This window comes from Micromonospora zingiberis, from assembly GCF_004331455.1.
In the GTDB taxonomy this organism is placed as follows: domain Bacteria; phylum Actinomycetota; class Actinomycetes; order Mycobacteriales; family Micromonosporaceae; genus Micromonospora; species Micromonospora zingiberis.
Genome location: NZ_SJJR01000030.1, coordinates 1 through 22,220 on the forward strand (window position 1 = coordinate 1; position 22,220 = coordinate 22,220).

General features: G+C 71.7%; 20 protein-coding genes. 15 read left to right on the plus strand and 5 right to left on the minus strand.

Translation table 11 applies throughout. The features are described 5' to 3' along the window. Window positions 1-605: 605 nt before the first annotated feature. Window positions 606-1,550: an SDR family NAD(P)-dependent oxidoreductase gene (locus E0H26_RS27175; protein ID WP_131308902.1), complete on the minus strand. Its 945-nt coding sequence runs from the start codon at window positions 1,548-1,550 to the stop codon at window positions 606-608. Between the two features lie 138 nt (window positions 1,551-1,688). Between E0H26_RS27175 and E0H26_RS27180 the strand changes: the two genes are divergently transcribed. From E0H26_RS27180 to E0H26_RS27190, 3 genes are all read left to right on the plus strand, one after another. Continuing rightward, window positions 1,689-2,267: a TetR/AcrR family transcriptional regulator gene (locus E0H26_RS27180; protein ID WP_131308905.1), complete on the plus strand. Its 579-nt coding sequence runs from the start codon at window positions 1,689-1,691 to the stop codon at window positions 2,265-2,267. A 45-nt stretch (window positions 2,268-2,312) separates the two neighbouring features. Further along, window positions 2,313-3,641, plus strand: coding sequence for a low temperature requirement protein A (locus E0H26_RS27185; protein ID WP_131308908.1), 1,329 nt, complete (start codon window positions 2,313-2,315; stop codon window positions 3,639-3,641). 252 nt (window positions 3,642-3,893) lie between these two features. Continuing rightward, entirely contained in the window at window positions 3,894-5,663 is a 1,770-nt protein-coding gene (locus tag E0H26_RS27190) for an LVIVD repeat-containing protein (protein WP_131308911.1), read from the plus strand. Between the two features lie 76 nt (window positions 5,664-5,739). Here E0H26_RS27190 and E0H26_RS27195 read toward each other — a convergent pair whose 3' ends face one another. Beyond that, the gene (locus E0H26_RS27195) at window positions 5,740-6,375 is read right to left on the minus strand and encodes a DUF305 domain-containing protein (protein WP_165522000.1); all 636 of its coding nucleotides are present in this window, start codon (window positions 6,373-6,375) and stop codon (window positions 5,740-5,742) included. 258 nt (window positions 6,376-6,633) lie between these two features. Between E0H26_RS27195 and E0H26_RS27200 the strand changes: the two genes are divergently transcribed. The 4 genes from E0H26_RS27200 (at window position 6,634) to E0H26_RS27215 (ending at window position 8,509) form a co-directional block, all read left to right on the plus strand. Beyond that, window positions 6,634-6,903 (plus strand): type II toxin-antitoxin system Phd/YefM family antitoxin, encoded by a 270-nt coding sequence (locus E0H26_RS27200; protein ID WP_131308917.1) that lies wholly within the window; start codon window positions 6,634-6,636, stop codon window positions 6,901-6,903. Further along, a complete protein-coding gene (locus E0H26_RS27205) occupies window positions 6,893-7,309 on the plus strand; it encodes a type II toxin-antitoxin system VapC family toxin (protein WP_131308920.1) in 417 nt (138 codons plus the stop codon). Before E0H26_RS27200 ends, E0H26_RS27205 begins: the two co-directional genes overlap by 11 nt. Window positions 7,310-7,416: 107 nt before the next feature. Continuing rightward, on the plus strand, window positions 7,417-7,563 hold the full coding sequence (locus tag E0H26_RS29475) for a hypothetical protein (RefSeq protein WP_165521999.1): 147 nt from the start codon (window positions 7,417-7,419) through the stop codon (window positions 7,561-7,563). Between the two features lie 46 nt (window positions 7,564-7,609). Then, entirely contained in the window at window positions 7,610-8,509 is a 900-nt protein-coding gene (locus E0H26_RS27215) for a TIGR01777 family oxidoreductase (protein WP_131308926.1), read from the plus strand. A gap of 72 nt (window positions 8,510-8,581) precedes the next feature. Here E0H26_RS27215 and E0H26_RS27220 read toward each other — a convergent pair whose 3' ends face one another. Further along, window positions 8,582-9,796, minus strand: coding sequence for an extracellular catalytic domain type 1 short-chain-length polyhydroxyalkanoate depolymerase (locus E0H26_RS27220; RefSeq protein ID WP_131308929.1), 1,215 nt, complete (start codon window positions 9,794-9,796; stop codon window positions 8,582-8,584). Between the two features lie 265 nt (window positions 9,797-10,061). Between E0H26_RS27220 and E0H26_RS27225 the strand changes: the two genes are divergently transcribed. From E0H26_RS27225 to E0H26_RS27245, 5 genes are all read left to right on the plus strand, one after another. Next, window positions 10,062-11,879 carry a DUF6311 domain-containing protein gene (locus tag E0H26_RS27225; protein ID WP_131308933.1) on the plus strand — a complete coding sequence of 606 codons (1,818 nt, stop codon included), beginning with the start codon at window positions 10,062-10,064 and terminating at the stop codon, window positions 11,877-11,879. A gap of 68 nt (window positions 11,880-11,947) precedes the next feature. Further along, window positions 11,948-12,601, plus strand: coding sequence for a lipoyl(octanoyl) transferase LipB (gene lipB, locus E0H26_RS27230; protein ID WP_131308936.1), 654 nt, complete (start codon window positions 11,948-11,950; stop codon window positions 12,599-12,601). A 132-nt stretch (window positions 12,602-12,733) separates the two neighbouring features. Beyond that, window positions 12,734-13,786 carry a lipoyl synthase gene (lipA, locus tag E0H26_RS27235; RefSeq protein ID WP_131308939.1) on the plus strand — a complete coding sequence of 351 codons (1,053 nt, stop codon included), beginning with the start codon at window positions 12,734-12,736 and terminating at the stop codon, window positions 13,784-13,786. A gap of 106 nt (window positions 13,787-13,892) precedes the next feature. After that, window positions 13,893-15,653, plus strand: a complete 1,761-nt coding sequence (locus E0H26_RS27240; protein WP_131309016.1) for a hypothetical protein — start codon at window positions 13,893-13,895, stop codon at window positions 15,651-15,653. Between the two features lie 167 nt (window positions 15,654-15,820). Next, on the plus strand, window positions 15,821-16,510 hold the full coding sequence (locus tag E0H26_RS27245) for a DUF4191 domain-containing protein (protein ID WP_131308942.1): 690 nt from the start codon (window positions 15,821-15,823) through the stop codon (window positions 16,508-16,510). Window positions 16,511-16,687: 177 nt separating this feature from the next. On the opposite strand, the gene E0H26_RS27250 is transcribed toward E0H26_RS27245, so the two are convergent. Then, window positions 16,688-17,086 (minus strand): RDD family protein, encoded by a 399-nt coding sequence (locus E0H26_RS27250; RefSeq protein WP_131308945.1) that lies wholly within the window; start codon window positions 17,084-17,086, stop codon window positions 16,688-16,690. Window positions 17,087-17,344: 258 nt separating this feature from the next. Here E0H26_RS27250 and glnA point away from each other — a divergent pair, with 258 nt between their 5' ends. The 3 genes from glnA (at window position 17,345) to E0H26_RS27265 (ending at window position 20,308) form a co-directional block, all read left to right on the plus strand. Then, on the plus strand, window positions 17,345-18,769 hold the full coding sequence (gene glnA, locus E0H26_RS27255; RefSeq protein WP_131308948.1) for a type I glutamate--ammonia ligase: 1,425 nt from the start codon (window positions 17,345-17,347) through the stop codon (window positions 18,767-18,769). 196 nt (window positions 18,770-18,965) lie between these two features. After that, window positions 18,966-19,325, plus strand: coding sequence for a PadR family transcriptional regulator (locus E0H26_RS27260; protein WP_131308951.1), 360 nt, complete (start codon window positions 18,966-18,968; stop codon window positions 19,323-19,325). Next, window positions 19,322-20,308, plus strand: coding sequence for a hypothetical protein (locus tag E0H26_RS27265; protein WP_131308954.1), 987 nt, complete (start codon window positions 19,322-19,324; stop codon window positions 20,306-20,308). The genes E0H26_RS27260 and E0H26_RS27265 overlap by 4 nt, the downstream gene beginning before the upstream one ends. A 137-nt stretch (window positions 20,309-20,445) precedes the next feature. On the opposite strand, the gene mptB is transcribed toward E0H26_RS27265, so the two are convergent. Next, window positions 20,446-22,188: a polyprenol phosphomannose-dependent alpha 1,6 mannosyltransferase MptB gene (gene mptB / locus E0H26_RS30185; RefSeq protein ID WP_240742416.1), complete on the minus strand. Its 1,743-nt coding sequence runs from the start codon at window positions 22,186-22,188 to the stop codon at window positions 20,446-20,448. Between the last annotated feature and the right edge of the window lie 32 nt (window positions 22,189-22,220).

A 22,220-nucleotide genomic window follows, 5' to 3' on the forward strand; every position in this document is an offset into this window, starting at 1 on the left:
CCCGCTACCCCGTCATCCGCAAGAACGCCATCCACAAGGGCAAATAACACCCCACCCCCACACCACCACGAACACACCCACACCACACCGCCAGACCACCCTGCCCACAGAACGGTCAAAACACGAGAAGGGCGCCCCGGTCACCGACCGGGGCGCCCTTTCGCTCACCCCATCCACCCCTACCCCGCACCGCGCTGCCCCGCCGCCATGCCGCGCCACGCTGCCCCGCCACGTCACGCCCGCGCTCCCCCGCTCCGCCCCGCTGCCCCGCCGCGGAGCGCTGCCCCGCCGCGGAGCGGAGCGTCGATCATGCACTTTCGGTCCCTGATTCGTCCGCCTTCGCCGCTTTTGCGGAGGCAGAAAGTCCATGATCGGCGCAGAGGCGGGCCGGCGCAGAGGCGGGCCGGCGCAGAGGCGGGCCGGCGCAGAGGCGGGCCGGCGCAGAGGCGGGCCGGCGCAGAGGCGGGCCGGCGCAGAGGCGGGCCGGCGCAGAGGCGGGCCGGCGCGGAGGCGGGCCGGCGCGGAGGCGGGCCGGCGCGGAGGCGGGCCGGCGCGGAGGCGGGCCGGCGCGGAGGCGGGCCGGGGCGGAGGCGGGCCGGGGCGGGTCAGGGGGTCAGGGTTTGGGTGGTGGTTTGCCAGAGGCGGGTGGCGGCTTCGGGGTCGAGGGCGTACGCGGCGACGCCGGTGCGGGTGCCGGGCTGGTTCGGGCCGGCCTGCTGGCAGTCCTCGAAGTAGCGTCCGCCGACGCCGTCGAGCAGCGGCGAGGCGGCGACCAGGACCGAGGTGGCCGCGCCCTGCTCGGGGGTCTTCCAGGTGGGTGCGGCGGGACCGCTCAGGGCACGCAGCCGGGCCAGATCCTCCTCGGTCACGTAGCGTTGCAGGTTGGTCTGGATCGCGCCGGGGTGCAGCGCGTTGACCAGGATGCCGTCGTCAGCCCACCGCCGGGTGGCCTCGACGGCGAAGAGCACGTTCGCGGTCTTGGACTGACCGTACGCGGACCAGGGCTCGTACTCGCGCCGCTGGAAGTGGATGTCGTCGAAGACGACCGGCGAGCGCAGGTGCGCCGCTGAGCTGACCGAGACGACCCGCGCGCCCTGTGCCGCGGCCAGGGCCGGATGCAGCCCGGTGGCCAGCGCGAAGTGGCCGAGGTGGTTGGTGGCGAACTGCATCTCCCAGCCCTGCGGGGTGCGCATCAACGGCGAGGCCATGATGCCGGCGTTGTTGACCAGGATGTGCAGCGGCCCGTCCCAGGCCGCGACGAAGGCGGCCACCGAGGCCGGGTCGTCCAGGTCGAGCCGGGCCACGGCGACCCGGTCGTTGCCGGTGCTGGCGACGATGTCCGCCCTGGCCCGTTCGCCCTGTTCCGGCTTGCGTACGGCGAGGGTGACGTCGGCGCCGACGGCGGCGAGCGCGCGGGCGGTCTCGATCCCGATGCCCGATCCCCCGCCGGTGACGACGGCCCGCCGGCCACTCAGGTCGAGGCCCGCGACGATCTCCAGTGCGGTGCTGGACGCGGTGAACGGGGTGCTGACAGGCGTACCGATGGTCATGATCCATCCTTGTCGGAGACGGCGCGGCGGGACTGACCGCCACTACGATGAGAAACGGAGGCTCCTCCGTTACGGCCAAGGCTAACCGGAGGACCCTCCGCTTGCCACCCGGTCGGTGACCGGAGTTCAGGAGGAGACGTGCCGGAGACAGACCCGCGTCCGTTGCGCGCCGACGCGGCACGCAACCGCGAGCGCCTGCTGAACGCGGCCGTACGGGCGTTTTCCCAGGCCGGCGCCGAGGTAACGCTGGAGGCGATCGCCAGGGACGCCGGGGTCGGCATCGGTACGCTCTACCGGCACTTCCCCACCCGGGAGGCGCTGGTCGAGGCGACCTACCGCAACGAGTTGGCGAAACTGTGCGATGGCGCCGCCGAGCTGCTCGACCACCTTCCGCCGGACGAGGCGACCCGGGCCTGGATGGACCGCTTCATCGACTACGTCACCACGAAACGGGAGATGGCCGACGCCCTGCGGCTGGTGATCGCCGCCGGGACCAACCCGTACGCCCAGAGCCGTGATCGGCTCCTCGCCGCCCTGCGTCTGCTGCTGGACGCCGGTGCGGCGGCCGGCACGGTACGTACCGACATCGACCCGGCCGACCTGCTGGTGGGGCTCGGCGGCGTCAGTCTCGCCGCGGGCGGGCGGGCGCAGCGTGACCAGGCCCAGCGACTGCTCGACCTGCTGATGGACGGCCTACGCCACCGCCCGCCGGGCTGAGCCGAATCCCGCCCAGCCCCGTCTCACGCTTGGGAAACTCAGGCGGTGAGCGACAGGGGCTGGCGCGGCCGGCTCGGGCCGGCCGTCGGGATAGCGCCGGGCGCCCGGGTCGACAAGTTCGAGATCTTCTTCGACCTGGTCTTCGTCTTCTCGTTCTTCAACATCTCCCGGACCACGGCCGCGAACATCACCGGCCGAGCCCTGCTGCACGCCCTGCTGGTGCTCGCCGTGCTCTGGTGGTGCTGGGTGGTGCACACGGTGATCGCCACCCGGGTACGCATCGGCGAGGGTTTCGTACCGGTGTTGATGGTCGCCGGGATGGCCGCGCTGTTCTGCTTCGCGCTCGCCCTACCGCAGGCGTTCCAGGATCCGCACCACGCCGAGGCTGGGGCGATCGTGCTGGCCGGGAGCTATCTGGTCATCCGCGCCGTCCACCTGGCACTGTTCCTGCACGTGGTCCGGGTCGACCCGGTGGAACGTCGACAACTGCTGCGGTACGCCCCCGAGTTGATACTGAGCACCGTCCTGCTGCTGACCGCGGCGCTGCTGCCCGCCCACCTGCCCGACACGGACACCGCCCAACTCGTCCGCGACGGCCTGTGGATCACCGTCATCCTGCTCCAGTACTCCACCGGGCTGCTCGCCAGAACCTGGGGCTGGGAGGTGACCTCCGCGGAACACTGGACCGAGCGGTACGACCTGATCCTGATCATCGCGTTGGGCGAGTCGGTGATCTCCGTCGGGCTGGGCAGCAACCTGATCGGCCAGCCGCCCACCTGGCCCGGGGTGAGCGCGGCGGTGCTCGGCATCGTCTTCACCGCCGCACTGTGGTGGCTGCACTACGACGTGATCGGTCCGGCCGCCCGGATCGCCCTGCACGCCAGTCAGGGGCGCCCACGGGTGCTGATGGCCCGGGACGCGTACGCGTACCTCTACCTGCCGATGATCGCCGGGATCATCCTGTTCGCCCTCGGTGCCGAGGGCATCGTGCACGACATCGCCGAGCCCGGCGTGCCGGTCAGCGCACCGGCGCAGGGCCCGGACGTCCCGCTGCTGTTCGGCGGGGTGATCTGCTACCTGGCCGGGAACATGCTGTTCCAGCTGCGCACCCTGCGCACGCTGTCCTGGCTGCGGCTCGGCACGGTGGGCGTACTCGCGGTCAGCATCCCGCTGGCCATGCCGCTGCCAGGTTTGGTCACCATGGGCCTGCTCACCGCGATCTGCGTCGGTCTGGTCGTCGCCGAGGTGCTGCTGATGTCCGAGGCCCGGCGTGCGCTCCGCGCGGCGGTCTTCGAGGAGCGCACCACCCACGAGGCCGCCGAGGCCGCCTACCGCGCCCGTTGGCACCAGAACCCACCCGAGGCGACGCCCTGAAAATCCCGCCGGAAGCGACGTGGCGGGGCAACCCGGCCGCTGACCATTCGACGAATGGCGGACATTCGAGCGGGATTTCCGGCCCGCTTTCCGGTACCTGCCGAAACTCGTCCGTACGCACTCTCACCTGGTGTTTTCTTCAGCCGAACGGCGGAGACGCCACATGAGTGCTGGCCGGTACGGTCCTTACGCATCCGACGCGTCCCCCACCCAACTGGACCTCGCGTCAGTCTTTCCATCGAAAGGCAGGCAATGACACTTCGATCCCCCTCTCGGCCCCGCAGGGGCCGGCAAGCCCTCGGCCTGCTCGCCGCAGGGCTGCTCCTGGCCGGCGCGCTGCCTGGCACCGCGTCGGCCGCAGAGCCCGATCCACGGATCGGGCTCGGCGCGGGCTGGCTCGACGCGCAGACGGCGATCAGCAACCTGGATCACCTGGCGCACCGCGACAAGCCCGCCGGTTTCGTCGACCCGGCCAACCCCGGCAGCGGCTCGTACATCGCCTCGGACCTCGGCTTCGGCGGCAAGTACGCCTTCCTGGGCAACTACAACGGGTTCAACATCGTCGACGTCTCCAACCCGGCCGACCCGACGCTGGTCACCAGCGTGGTCTGCCCGGGTGGGCAGGGCGACCTCTCGGCGTACGGGAACCTGCTGTTCATGTCGGTCGAGGAGACCCGCGGGCGGCTCGACTGCGGCACCAACGCCAGCGTCGGCACCCGCTTCCAGGGCGTCCGCGTCTTCGACATCAGCGACGTGCAGAACCCGGTGCAGGTAGCGGCGGTTCAGCTCTGCCGCGGTTCGCACACGCACACCGTCGTGGCCGACCCCAAGGACAAGGACAACGTCTACGTCTACGTCTCCGGCACCGCCGGGGTGCGCCCGGCGACCACCATGGCCGGCTGCAACAACAACACCGCGACGGGCGACAACCCGTCCCGGTGGCGCATCGAGGTCATCAAGGTTCCGCTGGCCGCGCCCGAGCAGGCCGCTGTCGTGAACGAGCCCCGGCTCTTCGCGAACCCGGAGACCGGTCGGGTCGACGGCCTGCAGAACGGCCCGATCGAGCCGCGCCACCCGTCCGGCTCGACCTGGTCGCCGTCGCCGAACACCAACGCCTGCCACGACATCACCGCCTACCCGGAGATCGGGCTGGCTGCCGGCGCGTGCCAGGGCAACGGAATCCTGATCGACATCTCGGACCCGGCCAACCCGGTCCGGATCGACGAGGTCGCCGACCCGAACTTCGCGTACTGGCACTCGGCGACGTTCAACAACGACGGCACCAAGGTCATCTTCACCGACGAGTGGGGTGGCGGTAGCGGTGCTCGCTGCCGCGACACCGACCGGCCCGAGTGGGGCGCGAACGCCATCTTCGACATCGTCGACGGCAAGATGGAGTTCAAGAGCTACTACAAGCTGCCGGTTCCCCAGTCGCTGCAGGAGAACTGCGTCGCGCACAACGGTTCGCTGATCCCGGTTCCGGGCCGCGACATCATGGTGCAGGCCTGGTACCAGGGTGGTCTGTCGGTGTTCGACTTCACCGACTCGGCCAACCCGCACGAGATCGCGTTCTTCGACCGGGGTCCGGTCGCCGCGGACCGGCTGGTGACCGGTGGGTACTGGTCGGTGTACTGGTACAACGGCAACATCTACGGCAACGAGATCGCCCGTGGTCTCGACGTGTTCGCGCTGAAGCCCAGTGCGCACCTGTCGGCGGCGGAGATCAAGGCGGCTGGTCAGGTGCAGCTCGCCGAGTTCAACGCCCAGCACCAGCCGAAGATCAGCTGGACGCCGAGCTTCACGGTCGCGCGTGCCCACTACGACCAGGCGGTACGGGCCAACGTCATCGGCCACCCGCTGAAGTCCCAGGTCCCCATGTTCCTGGACCGGGCCGAGAAGTTCGCGGCCGAGGGCAAGCGGTCCGCCGCGGTGTCCCAGCTCGGGGAGATCTCCAGCAAGCTCGTCGCTCCCGAGCACCAGGCGTTGAAGCAGGCGATCCTGGACCTGCGGGCCTCGCTCTGATCCGTCCCTGACGGAAACGGCCCCCGACTCGAAGCCTTCGAGTCGGGGGCCGCTCTGCGCTGGTGGCGGAGGGGGGTCAGCGCATCTTGGCCAACATCTGCTGCATCCGCTGGATCTCGATGCTCTGATCGGCGTTGAACTCGCGGGCGAGCTGGTCGGTGGCCGGCTCAAGCCCACCACCGGCGTCGTACAGCTCCTTGATCATCGCCAGCGCTCCCTCGTGGTGCTGCACCATGAACTTGAGGAAGAGCCGGTCGAACTCCGCGTCACGCGCCTGCCTGAGCTGGTCGAACTGCGCGGCGGTGAGCATCCCCGGCATCAGCTCATGCCCGGTGTGACCCGCGTTCGGGCCGCTGGTCGGCACCGCCCGATCCTCCAGCCAACGCTGCATCAACGCGATCTCGTCATGCTGTGACACGTCGATCCGCTTGGCCAGCAGCGCGATATCCGCGTTGTCGGTACGCCCCGACACGAGCGCCGTCATCGCCAGCGCCTGCTCGTGGTGCGGAATCATGCCCTGGATGAACAGCGTGTCGGCCGCGCTGAACTTGGGCGGCGACAGCTGCGACACCTCGTCCTCCGTGAGGGTCTTGCCCGCCTGACCCGGTGCGCCCGGCTGGACCACGTGCGAGCTCGGCGGGCGGTACGGCGGCTCGCTGTCGGGCCAGAGGGCGATCCCCACCCCCGAACCGATCACGGCCGTGACGGCCACGGCCGAAATGATCACGCGACGAGACAGCGGCATGGTTCACGTACCCAATCTCAGCTTGAGCTGCACAGATGTGAAGGCAATAGTGCCTCATGCCGGTCGCCGTCACCAGGGACCGGCCGGCTGCTGTGGATCAACCACGGGCCAGTGGACGGCTGGCTGGTCGGGTAGCGGCGGCACTGGTCTCGTGGCTTGAGCGTCCTCATCTCAACCGGCGCTCAATCTGTAGCACTTTGTAGCACTCCAGGCTAGGATTAGCCCGTGGCTGAGCACGCTCATCGGGAGATCACGCAGCGAGAGCTGCGCAACGACTCGGGCGCGATCATGCGCGGCGTCGAACGTGGCGACTCCTTCATCATCACGCGTAACGGCACCCCGGTCGGGAAGCTGATCCCGCTCCGGCGGCGCACTTTCGTACCGCGTGCCGAGGCGATGGCCGCCTTCGCCACCGCTCCCGTGCTCGACGCCGAGAAGTTCCGCCGTGACATCGACTCGACGGCCGACCAGGACCCATTCAGCCGTGAGTGGTGACTCCCCCGCCAGGGGTCTGATCGACACCAACATCGTGATCCACCTCGGCGCCCTGGACCCCCACGAGTTGCCCGAGGAACTGGTGATCAGCGCCGTGACCCTCGCGGAACTGTCCGCCGGCCCACACCACGCCGATGACCGCGCCGAGCGGGCCCGACGGACCAGCGTCCTCCAGCATGCCGAGGCCACCTTTGACCCGCTGCCCTTCGACGCCGAGGCAGCGCGAGCCTTCGGCATGATCACCAGTGCGGTCCTGGCCACCGGCCGCACCACCCGCCGTCGGCTCGCCCACCTGATGATCGCCTCGGTGGCCCACGCCAACGGCCTACCGCTCTACACCACCAACCCGGGCGACTTCGCCGGGCTGGAGGATCTGGTCAGCGTACGAGCCGTACGCCGCCCCTGACCCACGCACGGCCGCGGGTGGGACGAGGTGACCCGCGCCAACCTCCAGGTCGGCCGGGTCGGCCGACTCACCCCCGCACAGACCTGGCGGGCCAACGGCGGCCGCTGGTGACCGCGAATCCGCACACCCCGCTGCGCCCGCTATGGCTGTGCCGGACCGCTTCCTCGGCTGGGCGACGGCTGGGCGACGGGTACGCCGGGGTGGAGAGCCTGCTGGCCGAGCTACCTCCGGGCGCGAGCTATATCGCCGCGTGACCGACTAGACGGGGTCGGGCCGCCGTGCGTACCCGAAGATATGAGGATGCGCATCCTGATGGCCGGCGCGTCCGGCTTCCTCGGCACCCGACTGGTCGACCTGCTCGTCGCCGACGGGCACCAGGTGACCCGGCTGGTCCGCCGGGCGCCGCGTACCCCTGACGAGCGGCAGTGGTCGCCGTCCGCGGCGCAACTGGACCCGGCGCTGGTGGCCGAGGCGGACGCGGTGGTCAACCTGGCCGGCGCCGGGGTGGGCGACCGGCGCTGGAACGACCGGTACAAGCAGCTGATCCGGTCCAGCCGGGTGGACACCACCAGCACGCTGGCCATCACCATCGCCGGCCTGCCGGCCGCCGACCGGCCCGAGGTGCTGTTGAACGCCTCGGCGATCGGCTGGTACGGCAACACCGGCGACCGGGTCGTCGAGGAGGACGCGCCGGCCGGTGAGGGCTTCCTCGCCGACGTCGCCCGGGTGTGGGAGGCCGCGACCCGGCCAGCCGAGGACGCCGGGGTACGGGTGGTGCGGCTGCGCACCGGGCTGCCCCTGCACCGCGACGGCGGACTGCTCAAGCCGATGCTGCTGCCGTTCAAGCTGGGCATCGCCGGGCGGCTGGGCAGCGGGCGGCAGTGGATCCCGTGGATCTCGATGGTCGACTGGCTGAACGCCAGCACCTACCTGCTCGCCCACGCCGATTTGGCCGGGCCGGTGAACGTGGTCGGCCCGGCACCGGTCACCAACGCCGAGTTCACCCGGGAACTGGCCCGGCAACTGCACCGTCCCGCCGTCATCCCGATCCCGGCCCTGGCCCTCAGGGCCGCCCTCGGCGGCTTCGCCCAGGAGGCGCTGACCAGCACCCGCGTCCTACCCGGCGTGCTGACCCGCGCCGCCTTCACCTTCCGCCACCCCGACCTTCCCAGCGCCCTGCACGCCGCGCTGCACGACTGACCTCGCCGGGCGCGCTGACCTCGCCCCGACCTCGCCGCGCCCCGACCGTGCCGGGCGTCGGGTCGGGGCCGGTCAGCAGCCGACGACCCAGTGGTTGGCGGCGGTCTGGCGCAGGGTGGTGGTGTGGAAGGTGTTGTACAGCCCCATTCGTTGGTTCGAGCCGTTGGCGTAGGCGTAGCCGCCGGAGTGGTAGGCGCGGCCGGCGGTCACGTGGGCGTAGTTGCTGGCGGTGACGCAGGTCGGGGCGCTGGTGGGGCTGGGCGACGCGGTCGGGCTCGGGGTGGCCGACGGCGTCGGGCTGGGCGCCGTCGGGCCGTCCAGGCCGAAGAAGACCGCGTCACGGTACGCCGAGCAGATGGTGTTCAGGAAGTACGCGCCAGTGCTGCCGCACTGGTCCACGCCCGAGCCGGGGTTGACCGGGGTGCCGTGGCCCATGCCGGAGATCCGGTAGACGCGGACCGCGTCGTTTCCGTACACCTCCAGGCTGGTGCCACCGGGCAGTTGCGCGGTGCTGGTCGGGGTCTGCGACACGCCGAGCACGTTGGTCCACTGGTCGCGGGACTCGGTGGCGTTGGCCACCGCCACCGTGTAGTCGGCGGTGCCGTGCCAGACCGCCACCTTCGGGCGCGGGCCGGCATAGCCGGGGTGGGCGTTGCGCACCAGGTCGCCCCACTGCGCCGGGGTCTTGTCCACCCCCGGGTTCATGCAGGTGAAGGCGTTGAGCGTCCCGGTGGCGCAGCGGTACGGGATGCCGGCGACGACCGAGCCGGCGGCGAAGACGTCCGGGTAGGTGGCGAGCAGGGTCGCGCTCATCGCGCCGCCGGCCGACAGGCCGCTGACGTACACCCGGTTGGCGGCCGTGCCGTAGGAGGACCTGGCATGGTCGACCATCTGCTTGATGGACAGCGCCTCGCCCTGGCCCCGGGTGGTGTCGCCGGTCTCGAACCAGTTGAAGCAGGTGCTGGAGTTGTTGGCGGACCGCTGCTCGGGCACGATCAGCGCGAACTTCCACTGGTCGGCGTACTTCTGCCAGCCCGAGTTGGCGAAGTAGCCGGCGGCGTTCTGGGTGCAGCCGTGCAGCAGGACGACGGCGGGGGCGCCGGACGGCAGGTTGTCCGGCCGGTAGGCGTACATGGCGAGGTTGCCGGGGTTGGAGCCGAAGCTGGTGACCTGGGTCAGGGTCGCGGCCTGGGCGGGGGCGGCGGCCGCCACCAGCGCGGCGGCGGCCACCACCAGGCCGGCCAGCATGCCGGCGAGCCGGCCGGAGAGAGTACGGGTGCGACGCACGGGACCTCCAGGGGATGTGTGAGCTGGGTCACCGATGATTGCCGCGAGGTTACGCAGATGTGTCTCCCCGGTGACATGGCGAGGGTGCACACATTCGTCGATGTCCGGGTGTGGCCCACCGGGCAATCCGCCCGATCGCCAGGTGTCGGGCACCGCCCAGACTGTTAACAGGGGGCCCTTTATCTACTCCAGGCGATAACAAGGGGCCCTTCCTTGCACCTGGAAGGTGCCGGCGTGTCCGGGTGCGGTTGGTAACGTCCGCTAGGTGCCCACCTCGCCGTCCGTGGCGTCCGCGCCCACCTCGCCAGTACGTGTCACCCGTGATCGTCGCGCCGACCTGATCGTGACACTTGTCGCGCTGGCGCTCGCCGTCTGGGTGACCAGCGGGTTGTGGCGGGACCCGAACGGTCGCGCGATCACCGTCAACTCCAGCGACCAGGCGCTGTTCGAGTGGCTGCTCGCCTTCGGCGGGCACGCGGTCAGCCACGGGGAGAACCCGCTCTACACGTATCTGATCAACGTCCCGGACGGGGTGAACCTCGCGGTCAACACCTCGATCACCGTGTACGCGGTGGTCTTCGCCCCACTGACGTACCTGATCGGACCGCCGGCCACCTTCCTGGTGATCCTGACCCTGAACCTGGCCGCCACCGCCCTCGCCTGGTACTGGCTGCTCTCCCGGCACCTGGTCCGCAGCCCGCTCGCCGCCGCGGTCGGCGGACTGTTCATCGGCTTCTCCCCCGGCATGGTCTCGCACGCCAACGCCCACCTGAACTGGACCGCCGGCTGGCTGGTGCCGCTGCTGGTGTGGCGGGTGTTCGCGCTGCGCCGCCCCGGGCGCTGGCTGCGCGACGGCGTGATCCTCGGGCTGCTCGTCGCCGTCGCCTTCTCGATCGCCGCCGAAGGGCTGTTCTTCACCGCGCTGGCACTCGGTCTCTTCGTCGCCGTCTGGGCGCTGCACCCGGCCAACCGCGCCGAGGCCCGCGCCGTGCTGCCGTCGTTCCTGCGCGGCCTCGCGGTGACGGCGGTGGTCGCCGGAGCGCTGCTGGCGTACCCGCTGTGGCTGCACTTCGCCGGGCCGCAGCGCTTCCACGGCACCGGCTTCGACCCGGTGATCCACTCCGAGGACATCGCGGCGTACGCCGCCTATCCCCGCCGCTCGCTGGCGGGCGAGGCCGGGTTGCGTACCTCGCTGGCCCCGAACCCCACCGAGGAGAACTCGTTCTTCGGCCTACCGCTGCTGGTGCTCGCCGCCGGTTGCTTCGTGCTGCTGTGGCGGCGCGCCGACCCGCGCCGCCGGGCCACCCTGTGGGCGCTCGGCATCCTGGCGGTGGCTTTCGCCGTACTCTCCTTCGGGCCGGTGGCGAAGGTCGACGGCCGGCGTACCGACCTGCCCATGCCGTTCGACCTGCTCGGGCACCTGCCGGTGGTGAACGCCGCGCTGCCCGCCCGGCTCGCGCTGGTGGTGACACCGGTGATCGGCCTGCTGCTGGCGTACGCCATCGACCAGTTGCGTCAGCGTCCACCGCGCCGGGCCGCGGCGGTGGCCTGGACGGTCGGCTTCGTGGTGGCGCTGGTGCCGCTGCTGCCGACCCCGCTGCTGACCGTCGAACGCGAGCCGATCCCCCGCTTCATCACCTCGGGCGCCTGGCGGGAGTACGTCTCCCCCGGCGGCGTGCTGACTCCCGCCCCGCTGGCCCTGGACGTCTACCCCGACGGCCAGCGTTGGCAGGCGTACGCGCTGGCCAACCGGCAGGGCGAGTTCGCCATCCCGTCCGGCTTCTTCCTCGGACCGGGCGGCCCCGATGGCCGGGGCCGGATCGGGCCGGTGCCCCGCCCCTTCGGCGCGCTGCTGGACCAGGCCGCCCGCACCGGACTGCCGCCGATCGTCACCGAGGGCACCCGCGAGGAGGTCAAGGCCGACCTGGAGCACTGGCGGGTCGAGACGGTGGTGCTCGTCGACGAGGTGCACGGCGCCAAGTGGGCGGTCGACGAGGAGGCCCTGCGCCGGACGCTGACCATGCTGCTCGGCGAACCGGAACGGGTCGAGGACGTCTGGCTCTGGCGGGTCCGGCAGAACTGACCACAGCGGTTCGTGGGTGAGCCGGCTCACCACAGGTGACCAGCGAGTACGGGTCTAGGCTTGGACTCGTGACCACGACGACCTCCGGCCTGACGGCCGTTCGCGCCGGTGTCCTCGACTACACCGCGGCCTGGGACGAGCAGCGCCGCCTGCACGAGGCGGTGACCGCCGGCGAGTCCGGAGACACCGTGCTGCTGCTGGAGCACCCGAGCGTCTACACCGCCGGCAAGCGCACCGAGCCGTGGGACCGCCCGGTCGACGGCACCCCGGTGGTCGACGTGGACCGGGGCGGCAAGATCACCTGGCACGGCCCCGGGCAGTTGGTCGGCTACCCGATCCTGCGGCTACCCGACCCGGTCGACGTGGTCGCGTACGTGCGGCGGGTCGAGCAGATGCTGATCGACGTGTGCGCCGAGTTCGGCCTGACCGCCGGCCGCGTCGAGGGCCGCAGCGGCGTCTGGGTGCCGGACGACGAGCGGGGCCCGGCCCGCAAGGTGGCCGCCATCGGCATCCGGGTCGCCCGGGGGGTCACCCTGCACGGCTTCTCGATCAACTGCGACTGCGACCTGACCCACTTCGACAAGATCGTCCCGTGCGGCATCCGCGACGCCGGCGTCACCTCCCTGACCGCCGAACTGGGCCGCCCCATCACCACCGCCGACGTACTCCCCGTCGTCGAAACCCACCTCCCCACCATCACCACCCCCGGCCCGACGCGTTGATCAAGAGGTTTGCGTCAGGATCCCCGCTGGTCCAGACGCAAACCTCTTGATCAACGGGGGAAAGGGGTGCGCGGCGTTGGGGTGTGACCCGGGTTGGCGGTGGGCGGTGTTAGGCGTCACAGGATTTGCGGGGTGACGGCGGTCGCCCGCAGTTCATCGACGGGCACCACCCGGCGTAGGCTCGTTTTTGTGACGATCGAGCGCTCCGCAACCACGACCGGCCAGGCCGCAGGTACCGCGACGCCCGCACCCGAGGGGCGGCGGCTGCTGCGGATCGAGGCCCGTAACGCCGAGACGCCGATCGAACGCAAACCACCGTGGATCAAGGTCAAGGCCAAGATGGGCCCGGAGTACACCCAGCTACGTGGGCTGGTCGCCCGCGAAGGGCTGCACACGGTGTGCCAGGAGGCCGGCTGCCCCAACATCTACGAGTGCTGGGAGGACCGCGAGGCCACCTTCCTCATCGGTGGCGACCAGTGCACCCGCCGCTGCGACTTCTGCCAGATCGACACCGGCAAGCCGGCCGAGTTCGACGCCGACGAGCCGCGCCGGGTGGCCGAGTCGGTGGTGTCGATGGGCCTGCGGTACGCCACCATCACCGGCGTCGCCCGCGACGACCTGCCCGACGGCGGTGCCTGGCTGTACGCCGAGACCGTCCGCCAGATCCACGCCCTCCAGCCCGGCTGCGGCGTGGAGCTGCTGATCCCCGACTTCAACGCCGTACCGGAGCAGCTCGCCGAGGTCTTCGGCGCCCGCCCCGAGGTACTCGCGCACAACGTCGAGACGGTGCCGCGGATCTTCAAGCGGATCCGGCCGGCGTTCCGCTACGAGCGGTCGCTGGACGTGATCAGGCAGGCCCGCGCCGCCGGCCTGGTGACCAAGAGCAACCTGATCCTGGGCCTCGGCGAGGAGCGTACGGAGATCTCCCAGGCGCTACGCGACCTGCACGACGCCGGCTGCGAGCTGATCACCATCACCCAGTACCTCCGCCCCTCGCCCCGGCACCACCCGGTGGAGCGTTGGGTCAAGCCGGAGGAGTTCGTCGAGCTGAGCGCCGAGGCCGAGGAGATCGGCTTCGCCGGGGTGATGAGCGGGCCGCTGGTCCGCTCGTCGTACCGCGCCGGCCGCCTCTACCAGCAGGCCCTCGCCGCCCGCGAGCACGTCGGCGCCGTCGCCGCCGGCTGAGCGGGCCGCCGCGCCGGTGCGGCCGCCGTCCGCCGCGCCGGCCAGGTGCCATGATCGGCAGGTGACCGCCGACGTACGCCGAGAGCCACATCCCGCGCTACGCGCGCTGCCGGCGGCCCTACGTACGCTGCCCGACTCGCTGCGGCGGCACGGCTCCCGGCTGCCCGTGCTGCTCACCGTGCTCGCGTTCCTCGCCGGAGTGGGTTACCGCCTCGGCCTGATGCTGTTCGCCGCGCCGCCCACCAACAGCGACGAGGCCACCATGGGCCTGGCCGCCCTGCACATCTCGCGCGGCCAGGAGTTCCCCATCTGGTTCTACGGCCAGTCGTACATGGGCACCCTTGAGGCGTGGCTGGCCGCGCCGCTGTTCGCCGTGGCCGGTCCGACCACGTTCGCCCTGCGGCTACCCACCCTGGCGATGTACGCGCTGTTCGTCCTGCTGAGTTGGCGGTTGACGCTGCGGTTGACCGGGGACCACTGGTTCGCCCTGCTGGTGGTCGCCCTGCTCGCCCTCGGCTCGGACCGGATCGTCAAGAACCAGCTGATCGCCGGTGGCGGGTACCCGGAGATGAACGTGGCCGGGGTGGCCCTGGCCCTGCTGACGTACGACCTGGCGGCCCGGCGGCCCGGTCGGCGGCTGCCCCGCTGGGCGGCCTGGGGTTTCGTCGCCGGGCTGATGGTCTGGGTCGATCCGCTGGTGCTGCCGTACGTGGGGGCCACCGGGCTGGTGCTGGTGGCGTTCTGCTGGCGTGACCTGCGCGGTGGCGCCGGGATGCTGCTCGGGTTCGGTGCCCTGGTCGGCGCGGCGCCGCTGCTGGTGGACAGCCTGCTGGCGGGCCGCAACCCGCTCGCCGCGGTGCTCACCGCCAGCGGCGCCGACCAGGCCGCCGGATGGGCCGACCGGCTGTACGGCGGGCTGGTGCTCGGTCCCGCGCTCGGCATGGGCTTCTGCGACCCGGGCCGCTGTGCCGGCTGGCAGCTCTGGTGGGCAGCGGCACTCCCGGTCCTGCTGCTCGGCGCCGCCCTGACCGCCTGGCGCACCCTCCGCCAGCCACCCGCCTTCCCCGCCCCGCCCGCAGGCCGAGGTGATGGCGCGGGCCCGGTGCCGACAACGCGAACGTCGGTGTCGGCCGGGTCGGTGTCGGCCGGATCGGCGTCGGTGTCGGCCGGGTCGGTGTCAGGGCTGGCCGGGTCGGTGTCGACGCGAAGGTCTGTCGGCGCCGACGCCGGGGCGGTACGGGTCGGGGCGGCGGTGGCGCTCGCGCTCGTCGTGGCGGCGGTGGCGACCGTGGCGGCGTACACGGTCAGCAGCGCCGCCGGGCGGACGCCGGTGGAGAGTTCCCGGTACCTCTCCTGCCTGCTGATCTCCGTACCGGTGCTGCTGTGGCCGCTGTGGACGGCGGCCCGCCGACGGGCGAACCGGCCGGGGCGCACCACCACCGTGCTGGCGCGGATCGCGGCGGTCGGGGTCCTCGTGGCCACCCTCGGCACCGCCGCCGTCGCCACGGCCGGCGCGATCGGCGCCGCCCCGGCCGCCCAGGCCGCCGAGAAACGCCACGACGCGCTGGTCGCCGCGCTGCGCGAGCGGGGCGTACGGCACGTCTACGCCACCTACTGGACCTGTAACCGGCTCACCTTCGCCAGTGTCGAGGAGGTGGTCTGTGCCGTCGTCGACGATGACCTGAACCCGGGCCACGACCGCTACCAGCCGTACCGTCGGGCGGTGGCAGCGTCGGCCGGGGCGGCCTGGGTCGCGCCCGACGACTCCCCGCTCGCGGCCCGCCTGGACGAGCGGCTGCACGCCGCGTCCGGCACACTCACCCTGCTCAGGCTCGACGGCTGGCGCGTGTACCTCCCCCGCACCTGACCTGGGTCGCCGGGGCGCTGGCCGAGGTCCGCGTCGCCGAGCGGCACCGCGCCGCGCCCGTCGGCGAGCGCGGCCGCCTCGCTTACCGCCGCCGGCCCGCCGCGAGGTCGACGGGCAGGACCGGCCGGGGATCAACGGCCCAGCGCGCGACCACTAGACTTGTCGGCATGGCAAAGCCCCAGGAGAAGGTCTCGTTCGGCCAGCGGTTGAAGCAGATCGGGTTGGTGTTCCGGTTCACCGCCAAGCAGGACAAGTGGTTCGCGCCGCTGGCCACCGGCGCGGTGCTGATCCCACTCGCGCTGACCGTGGTCGCGGTCGTGCGCTGGGGCTGGCTGTGGCTGCCGCTGGGCATCCTGTTCGCCCTGCTCTGCCTGCTGATCGTGCTCAACCTGCGGTCCAACCGGGCGATGATGAACGCCGCCGAGGGCCAGCCGGGTGCCGCCGCGCAGATCATCGAGAGCATGCGTGGCGACTGGCGGGTCTCCCCTGCGGTCAGCTCGACCACCCAGATGGACATGGTCCACCTGGTCATCGGGCGACCCGGCGTGATCCTGCTGGCGGAGGGCAACCCGCAGCGGATCCGCAACCTGCTCGGCCAGGAGAAGCGCCGGCTCGCCAAGGTGATCGGCAACGCCCCGCTCTACGACTACGTGATCGGTCAGGAGGAGGGCGAGCTGCCGATCCGCAAGCTGCGGATGACGCTGATGCGGCTGCCCCGCAACCTCAACGGCAAGGACGTCAACTCCCTGGACAAGCGCCTCAAGGCCCTCACCGCCCGACCGCAGCTCCCCAAGGGCGCCGTCCCGAAGAACCTCCGCCCACCCCGCGGCGCCTTCCGCCAGATGCGCGGCCGCTGACCCACCCCACCACGCACGCACGCCCTCGCACGCCCTCGCACGCCCTCGCACGCCCTCGCACGCCCTCGCACGCCCTCGGCGATCATGCACTTGTGGTCGCCGTTGTGCGGGAAATGCGGCCTTTGCCGGGTCGGAAAGTGCATGATCGCGGGTGGAGTCGGGTCGGGAGAGGGGTGGTCAGCGGGGGGTTGGGGTGATTACCGAGTTGGTGAGGCGGTCGTGTAGGCCGCGGCGGTGCTGGTCCATCAGCAGGGCGGGTACGACCAGGGCCAGGAGCACGCCACGCAGGAGGGCCCGGAGCACGCCGATTCGGCCACCGTCGGTCCAGTCCACGCAGCGGATCCGGGTCAGGTACATGCCGGGAGTCTGCGCGAACAGGCCGAGGAAGATCGCGTACTCCACGATCAGCACGACGACCGGCGCCCAGGCGTCGCGCGCCGGGGTGGCGAACAGGCCGGCCGCGAGCAGGCAGAGCACCCAGTCGATGAGCAGCGCTCCGAACCGGCGCCCGAGGTCGGCCGGGGTGAAGTCGGGGTCGACGGCGGGCGGTGTCGGGCGGTGCGGCTGGGTGGTCACAGCGGGCAAGACTACTCAGGGCGGCAGCACCGGGCCGGCGCAGGTCCGACGCGTGGTGTCGAAACGGACCAATAGCAGGAAGTTTCACTAGACTGACACAGCCGGACCAGTCTCTCCGGTCACGGCGTCCACACCCTGTTTGCCGTGACACACCGCGAGGGACGTAACACGGCAGAAACACTGGAGACATGGCCGGGCAACCGCACGGCCATAGCGTCGCCAGGAGCCTAGCTAACCGTGGACGTGCCAGGAGGACGAGTGTTCGCCAATCCCGAGGAACTCCTGCGATACCTCAAGAACGAGGACGTGAAGTTCGTCGACGTACGTTTCTGTGACCTGCCCGGCGTGATGCAGCACTTCAATCTGCCGGTGGAGTCGGTCGACGAAAGCTTCTTCACCGACGGTCTCGCTTTCGACGGATCGTCGATCCGTGGTTTCCAGGCGATCCACGAGTCGGACATGCTCCTGCTCCCGGACGTCGCCACCGCCTTCATCGACCCCTTCCGCGCGCAGAAGACCCTCGCGCTGAACTTCTTCATCCACGACCCGTTCACGCGTGAGGCGTACTCCCGTGACCCGCGGAACGTGGCGAAGAAGGCCGAGGCGTACCTCGCCGCCAGTGGCATCGCGGACACCGCGTACTTCGGCCCCGAGGCGGAGTTCTACATCTTCGACTCGATCCGCCACGAGACCTCCGCCCACCAGGCCTTCTACTACATCGACTCGATCGAGGGCGCCTGGAACACCGGCCGCGAGGAAGAGGGCGGCAACCGGGGCTACAAGACCGCGTACAAGGGCGGGTACTTCCCGGTGCCGCCGGTCGACCACTACGCCGACCTGCGCGACCAGATCGTCCGCAAGCTGATCGACACCGGCTTCACCGTCGAGCGCTCGCACCACGAGGTCGGCACCGCCGGCCAGGCGGAGATCAACTACAAGTTCTCCACCCTGCTGCACGCCGGTGACCAGCTCCAGCTGTTCAAGTACATCGTCAAGAACACCGCCTGGGCCGCCGGCAAGACCGCGACCTTCATGCCGAAGCCGCTCTTCGGCGACAACGGCTCCGGCATGCACACCCACCAGAGCCTCTGGCTCAACGGTGAGCCGCTGTTCTACGACGAGACCGGCTACGCCGGCCTGTCGGAGACCGCCCGCTGGTACATCGGCGGCCTGCTGCACCACGCCCCGTCGCTGCTGGCCTTCACCAACCCGACGGTCAACTCGTACCGTCGCCTGGTGCCGGGCTACGAGGCGCCGGTCAACCTGGTCTACTCGCAGCGCAACCGCTCCGCCTGCACCCGCATCCCGGTCACCGGCAGCAACGCCAAGGCCAAGCGGGTCGAGTTCCGGGTGCCGGACCCGTCGGCCAACGTCTACCTCGCCTTCTCGGCGATGCTGATGGCCGGCCTGGACGGCATCAAGAACAAGATGGAGCCGCCGGCTCCGATCGACAAGGACCTCTACGACCTCCCGCCGGAGGAGTGGGGCGACGTCAAGCAGGTGCCGGGCTCGCTGCCGGCCGTGCTCGACTCGCTTGAGTCCGACCACGACTACCTGCTCGACGGTGGCGTCTTCACCCCCGACCTGATCTCCACCTGGATCGACTGGAAGCGGGCCAACGAGGTCGACCCGGTGCGCCTGCGCCCGACCCCGCACGAGTTCGCCATGTACTTCGACTGCTGATCCACGATCAGCACAACTCGGGCCGGCTCCGCACCCGCGGAGCCGGCCCGACCACTTCCCACCCCACCCACCCCACCCCCACTCGCCGAGTTGATCAAGAGGTTTGCGTCAGGATCCCGGCTGACGCTGACGCAAACTTCTTGATCAACCGGGCGATGGGGGGCGGGGATACCTTCGTGGGCGGTATATTGGGTGGGTGGATACGCCGTTGCGCGAACCAACCTTCCTGATCCTCACCGCGCTGGCCCGTGAGCCGATGCACGGTTACGCGATCATCGGCGAGGTCGTCGGTCTCTCCGACGGACGGCTCTCGCTGCGCCCCGGCACCCTCTACGGTGCGCTGGACCGGCTCACCGACGCCGGCCTGGTCGAACTGGATCGGGAGGAGACCGTCGACGGGCGGCTACGCCGCTACTACCGCCTCTCCCCGAGCGGGGACGCCACGCTCGCGGCCGAGACCGAACGGCTACGACGCAACGTCGAGGCGGCCACCGCGCGCCTACGCGCCCGCCGGGTGCAGCCACTGGCGCCGCGAACCGCCGGAGGGCTGGCATGAACAGACTGGAGCGTCGCTACCGGCGGCTGCTGTGGGCGTACCCGGCGAACTATCGCCGGGAGCGCAGCGAGGAGATCGTCGGCACGTACCTCGACCTGGCCGGCCCGGGACGACGTTGGCCCTCCCCGGCGGACGTCGCCGACCTGGTGCGCGGTGGCCTCCGTCAGCGGCTCCGGGCCGCCGGCGCCAACGATCTCCTCCCCGGGGTACGCCTCGCCGCGCTCCTCGCCCTGACCACCGCCACCTTCCTGGCCGGCTTCTGGGCGGTCCTCGAATGGCAGTCGCCGCCCGCCGGAGCCGGCGTCCCGGCCTTCGGGCCGTTCGTCTCGATCGGCGCGGTCGCCTGGTTCGCCTGGCTGCTGGCCGCCCTGCTCACCCTGGTCGCACCCGGCCGGCCGACCCGGGCGGCGGTCGCCGCGGCGATGCTGCTGACCGCGACCACGCCGTTGGTGAGTCTGGTCATCGACGTGCCCCGACCGCCGCTGTACGTGCTGCTTCCGCCGGTCGTACTCGGAGTGCTGGCGCTCGCGGTCGACGGCCGCCTGCCGCTGGCGGCCCGCGTCCTGCCGATCACGGCGGCGCTCGCCGGTGCCAGCCTCGACGCCTTCTGGAACCGGCCAGGCGCGTACTGGGGCTGGTACAACTGGACCGCTGAGCAGGTGTTGCCGGCCGCCGGCGGGGCGCTGCTGGCGGTCGCCCTGCTGCTCGCCGTCGGGCTGGGCATCCGCCGCGACAGGCGGGGCTGGTGGACGGTGATGGTCCTGCTCACCCCGGTTGGCCTGCTCAACGTGCACCCGCTTGCCGGTGCGGTGGACGGCCTCGCCAGCGCTGCCACCCGCCCGACCTACCCGACCATGGTCGCCACCGCCATCACCGTCGGCCTGCTCGGGGCGGCCCTACTGCCGGCGGCTGTGGCGTTGCGCCGCCGGCAGGTCGTGCCCGAGCCCGTCGCGCCCTGTCCGACCTGCGGCGCCCACCGCTGAACGGCGTCACCTGACCGACCGCGCCGAGGCCAGCGCGTGGTCGGTCGGGTGCCGATCAGGCCGGCCAGGGCTTCCGGCCCTGCGCCCGGCCGTGGGGTGGGGCAGGCGGACAGGAGTCGGCGCTGGTTCGACCAGGCTCAGTCGAAGCGGATGCGGTGTAGCCGGGGCAGGGCCCAGATCACCAGGCCGACCAGCAGCAGGGTCATCGCCACCGCACCTGGGGCCTTCACCAGCCGGGCCAGGTTGGTGCCGTCGGGCAGGGTGAGGAAGGCGGCCAGCGCGCTGGGCAGCACGAACCAGCAGGTCCGGGTTGCCGCCACCGCGAGCACCGCCAGCGGCCAGGTCACGTACCAGGGGTGGAACACCGGCGCGAGAATCACCGTGGCGGCCAGCGCCACCCCGGCCCCGAGCAGCGTCGGCCTACTGCGCCGCTCGGCTGCCGGCGGGCCGCTTGGCCACCCGACCCCACCTGGCGTGCCCGTCGGCTCGACCGAGTGCAAAGCGTGCCTCGGCTCGGCCGAGTCCAACGCGCGGCTCGGCTCGGCCGAGTCCAACGCGCGGCTCGGCTCGGCCGAGTCCAACGTGCGCGTCGGGTCGGTGACGGACATCGACTCGGCGGGGTCCACGGTGCGCAGCGCGGACCAGGTCCGCCACCAGAGCAGCACCAGGAAGCCGGCCAGCAGGACCAACCCGACGACACGGGCCACCGGCACCGCGCCAAGGTGCCGGCCGGCCAACTCGCCGGCGTAGTCGACGACCATGCCGACCGCCGTCGGCGGCGAGGTCCACTGCACGGTGTCGCCGCTGCTGCCCAGCCCGCCTATCCAGCCCAGCCCGAGGCCGGAGAGCAGCGAGGTCAGCACCAGAGCGCCGACCACCCCGACGGCGAGGAGGCCACCGTCGCGCGACAACGACGGCAAGGTGGGTCGGCCGCGTACCGCCAGCAGCGCCGCGAACGGCAGCACCACCACGGCGGTGGCCTTCACCGACACCGCCAGCCCGAGCAGCGCCCCGGCCACCAGCAGCCGGGCGGCCGCCAGCGCCGCGAACCGGCCCGACGGCAGCTGGCCCGAAGCGGTCCGGCCCGACGGCAGCCCACTCGGAGCGGTCCGGCCTGACCGCAGCCAACGCGGAGCAGCAGTCCGGCCTGACGGCAGTTGGCCTGGGGTAGTCGCCGGCCGGTCCGGACGGCGGACCAGGAGCAGCAGGCCGGGCAGGAGCAGGCCGAGCATCACCGCGTCGTTGTGCGCGCCGGCGACCAGGTGCACGCCGACCAGCGGGGAGGCCAGCAGCAGCCAGGTTGCCCGCCGGGCCGGCACGCCGGCCGCCCGGGCCAGGCCGGGCAGGCAGAGCGCCGCCACCAGCAATCCGGCCACCGCCAGCAGCCGCAGCAGCGCCACCGTGCCGACCAGGCCACCGCCGAGCAGCACGGCCAGGGCGGCGAGCAGCACGAAGAACGGGCCGTACGGGGCGGGGGTGTCCCGCCAGACCGGCGCGACCGCGTCCAGCCAGGGGCAGCCGGCCGCAGCCACCCCGATGGCGTACGGATCAGCGCCGTCGGCGTACACCCAGCCCTGACAGGCGTACGAGTAGACGTCGCGGCTACCCAGCGGGGCGGTGGACAGCAGCGGCAGCGCCCACAGCCCGGCGGTGCGGTACGCCCACCGGGCCGACGGGGCGCCGTCGCGCAGTGCCCACCAGGCACCGACCATGGCGGCGGTGCCCGCCAGCCAGAGCACCACGGTCAGCGGACCGTCGTCGGAGTCCCAGACGCGGATGGTGGTCTCGTCGGGTAACGCACCGCCCAGGAAACCGGCGATGGCCAGCAGCAGCGCTCCGGCCAGGCCGATCCAGCGGACGATCCGGTCCCGGGTGGTCACCGGACGGGAATCACGGCCGGTGACCGCCCGAG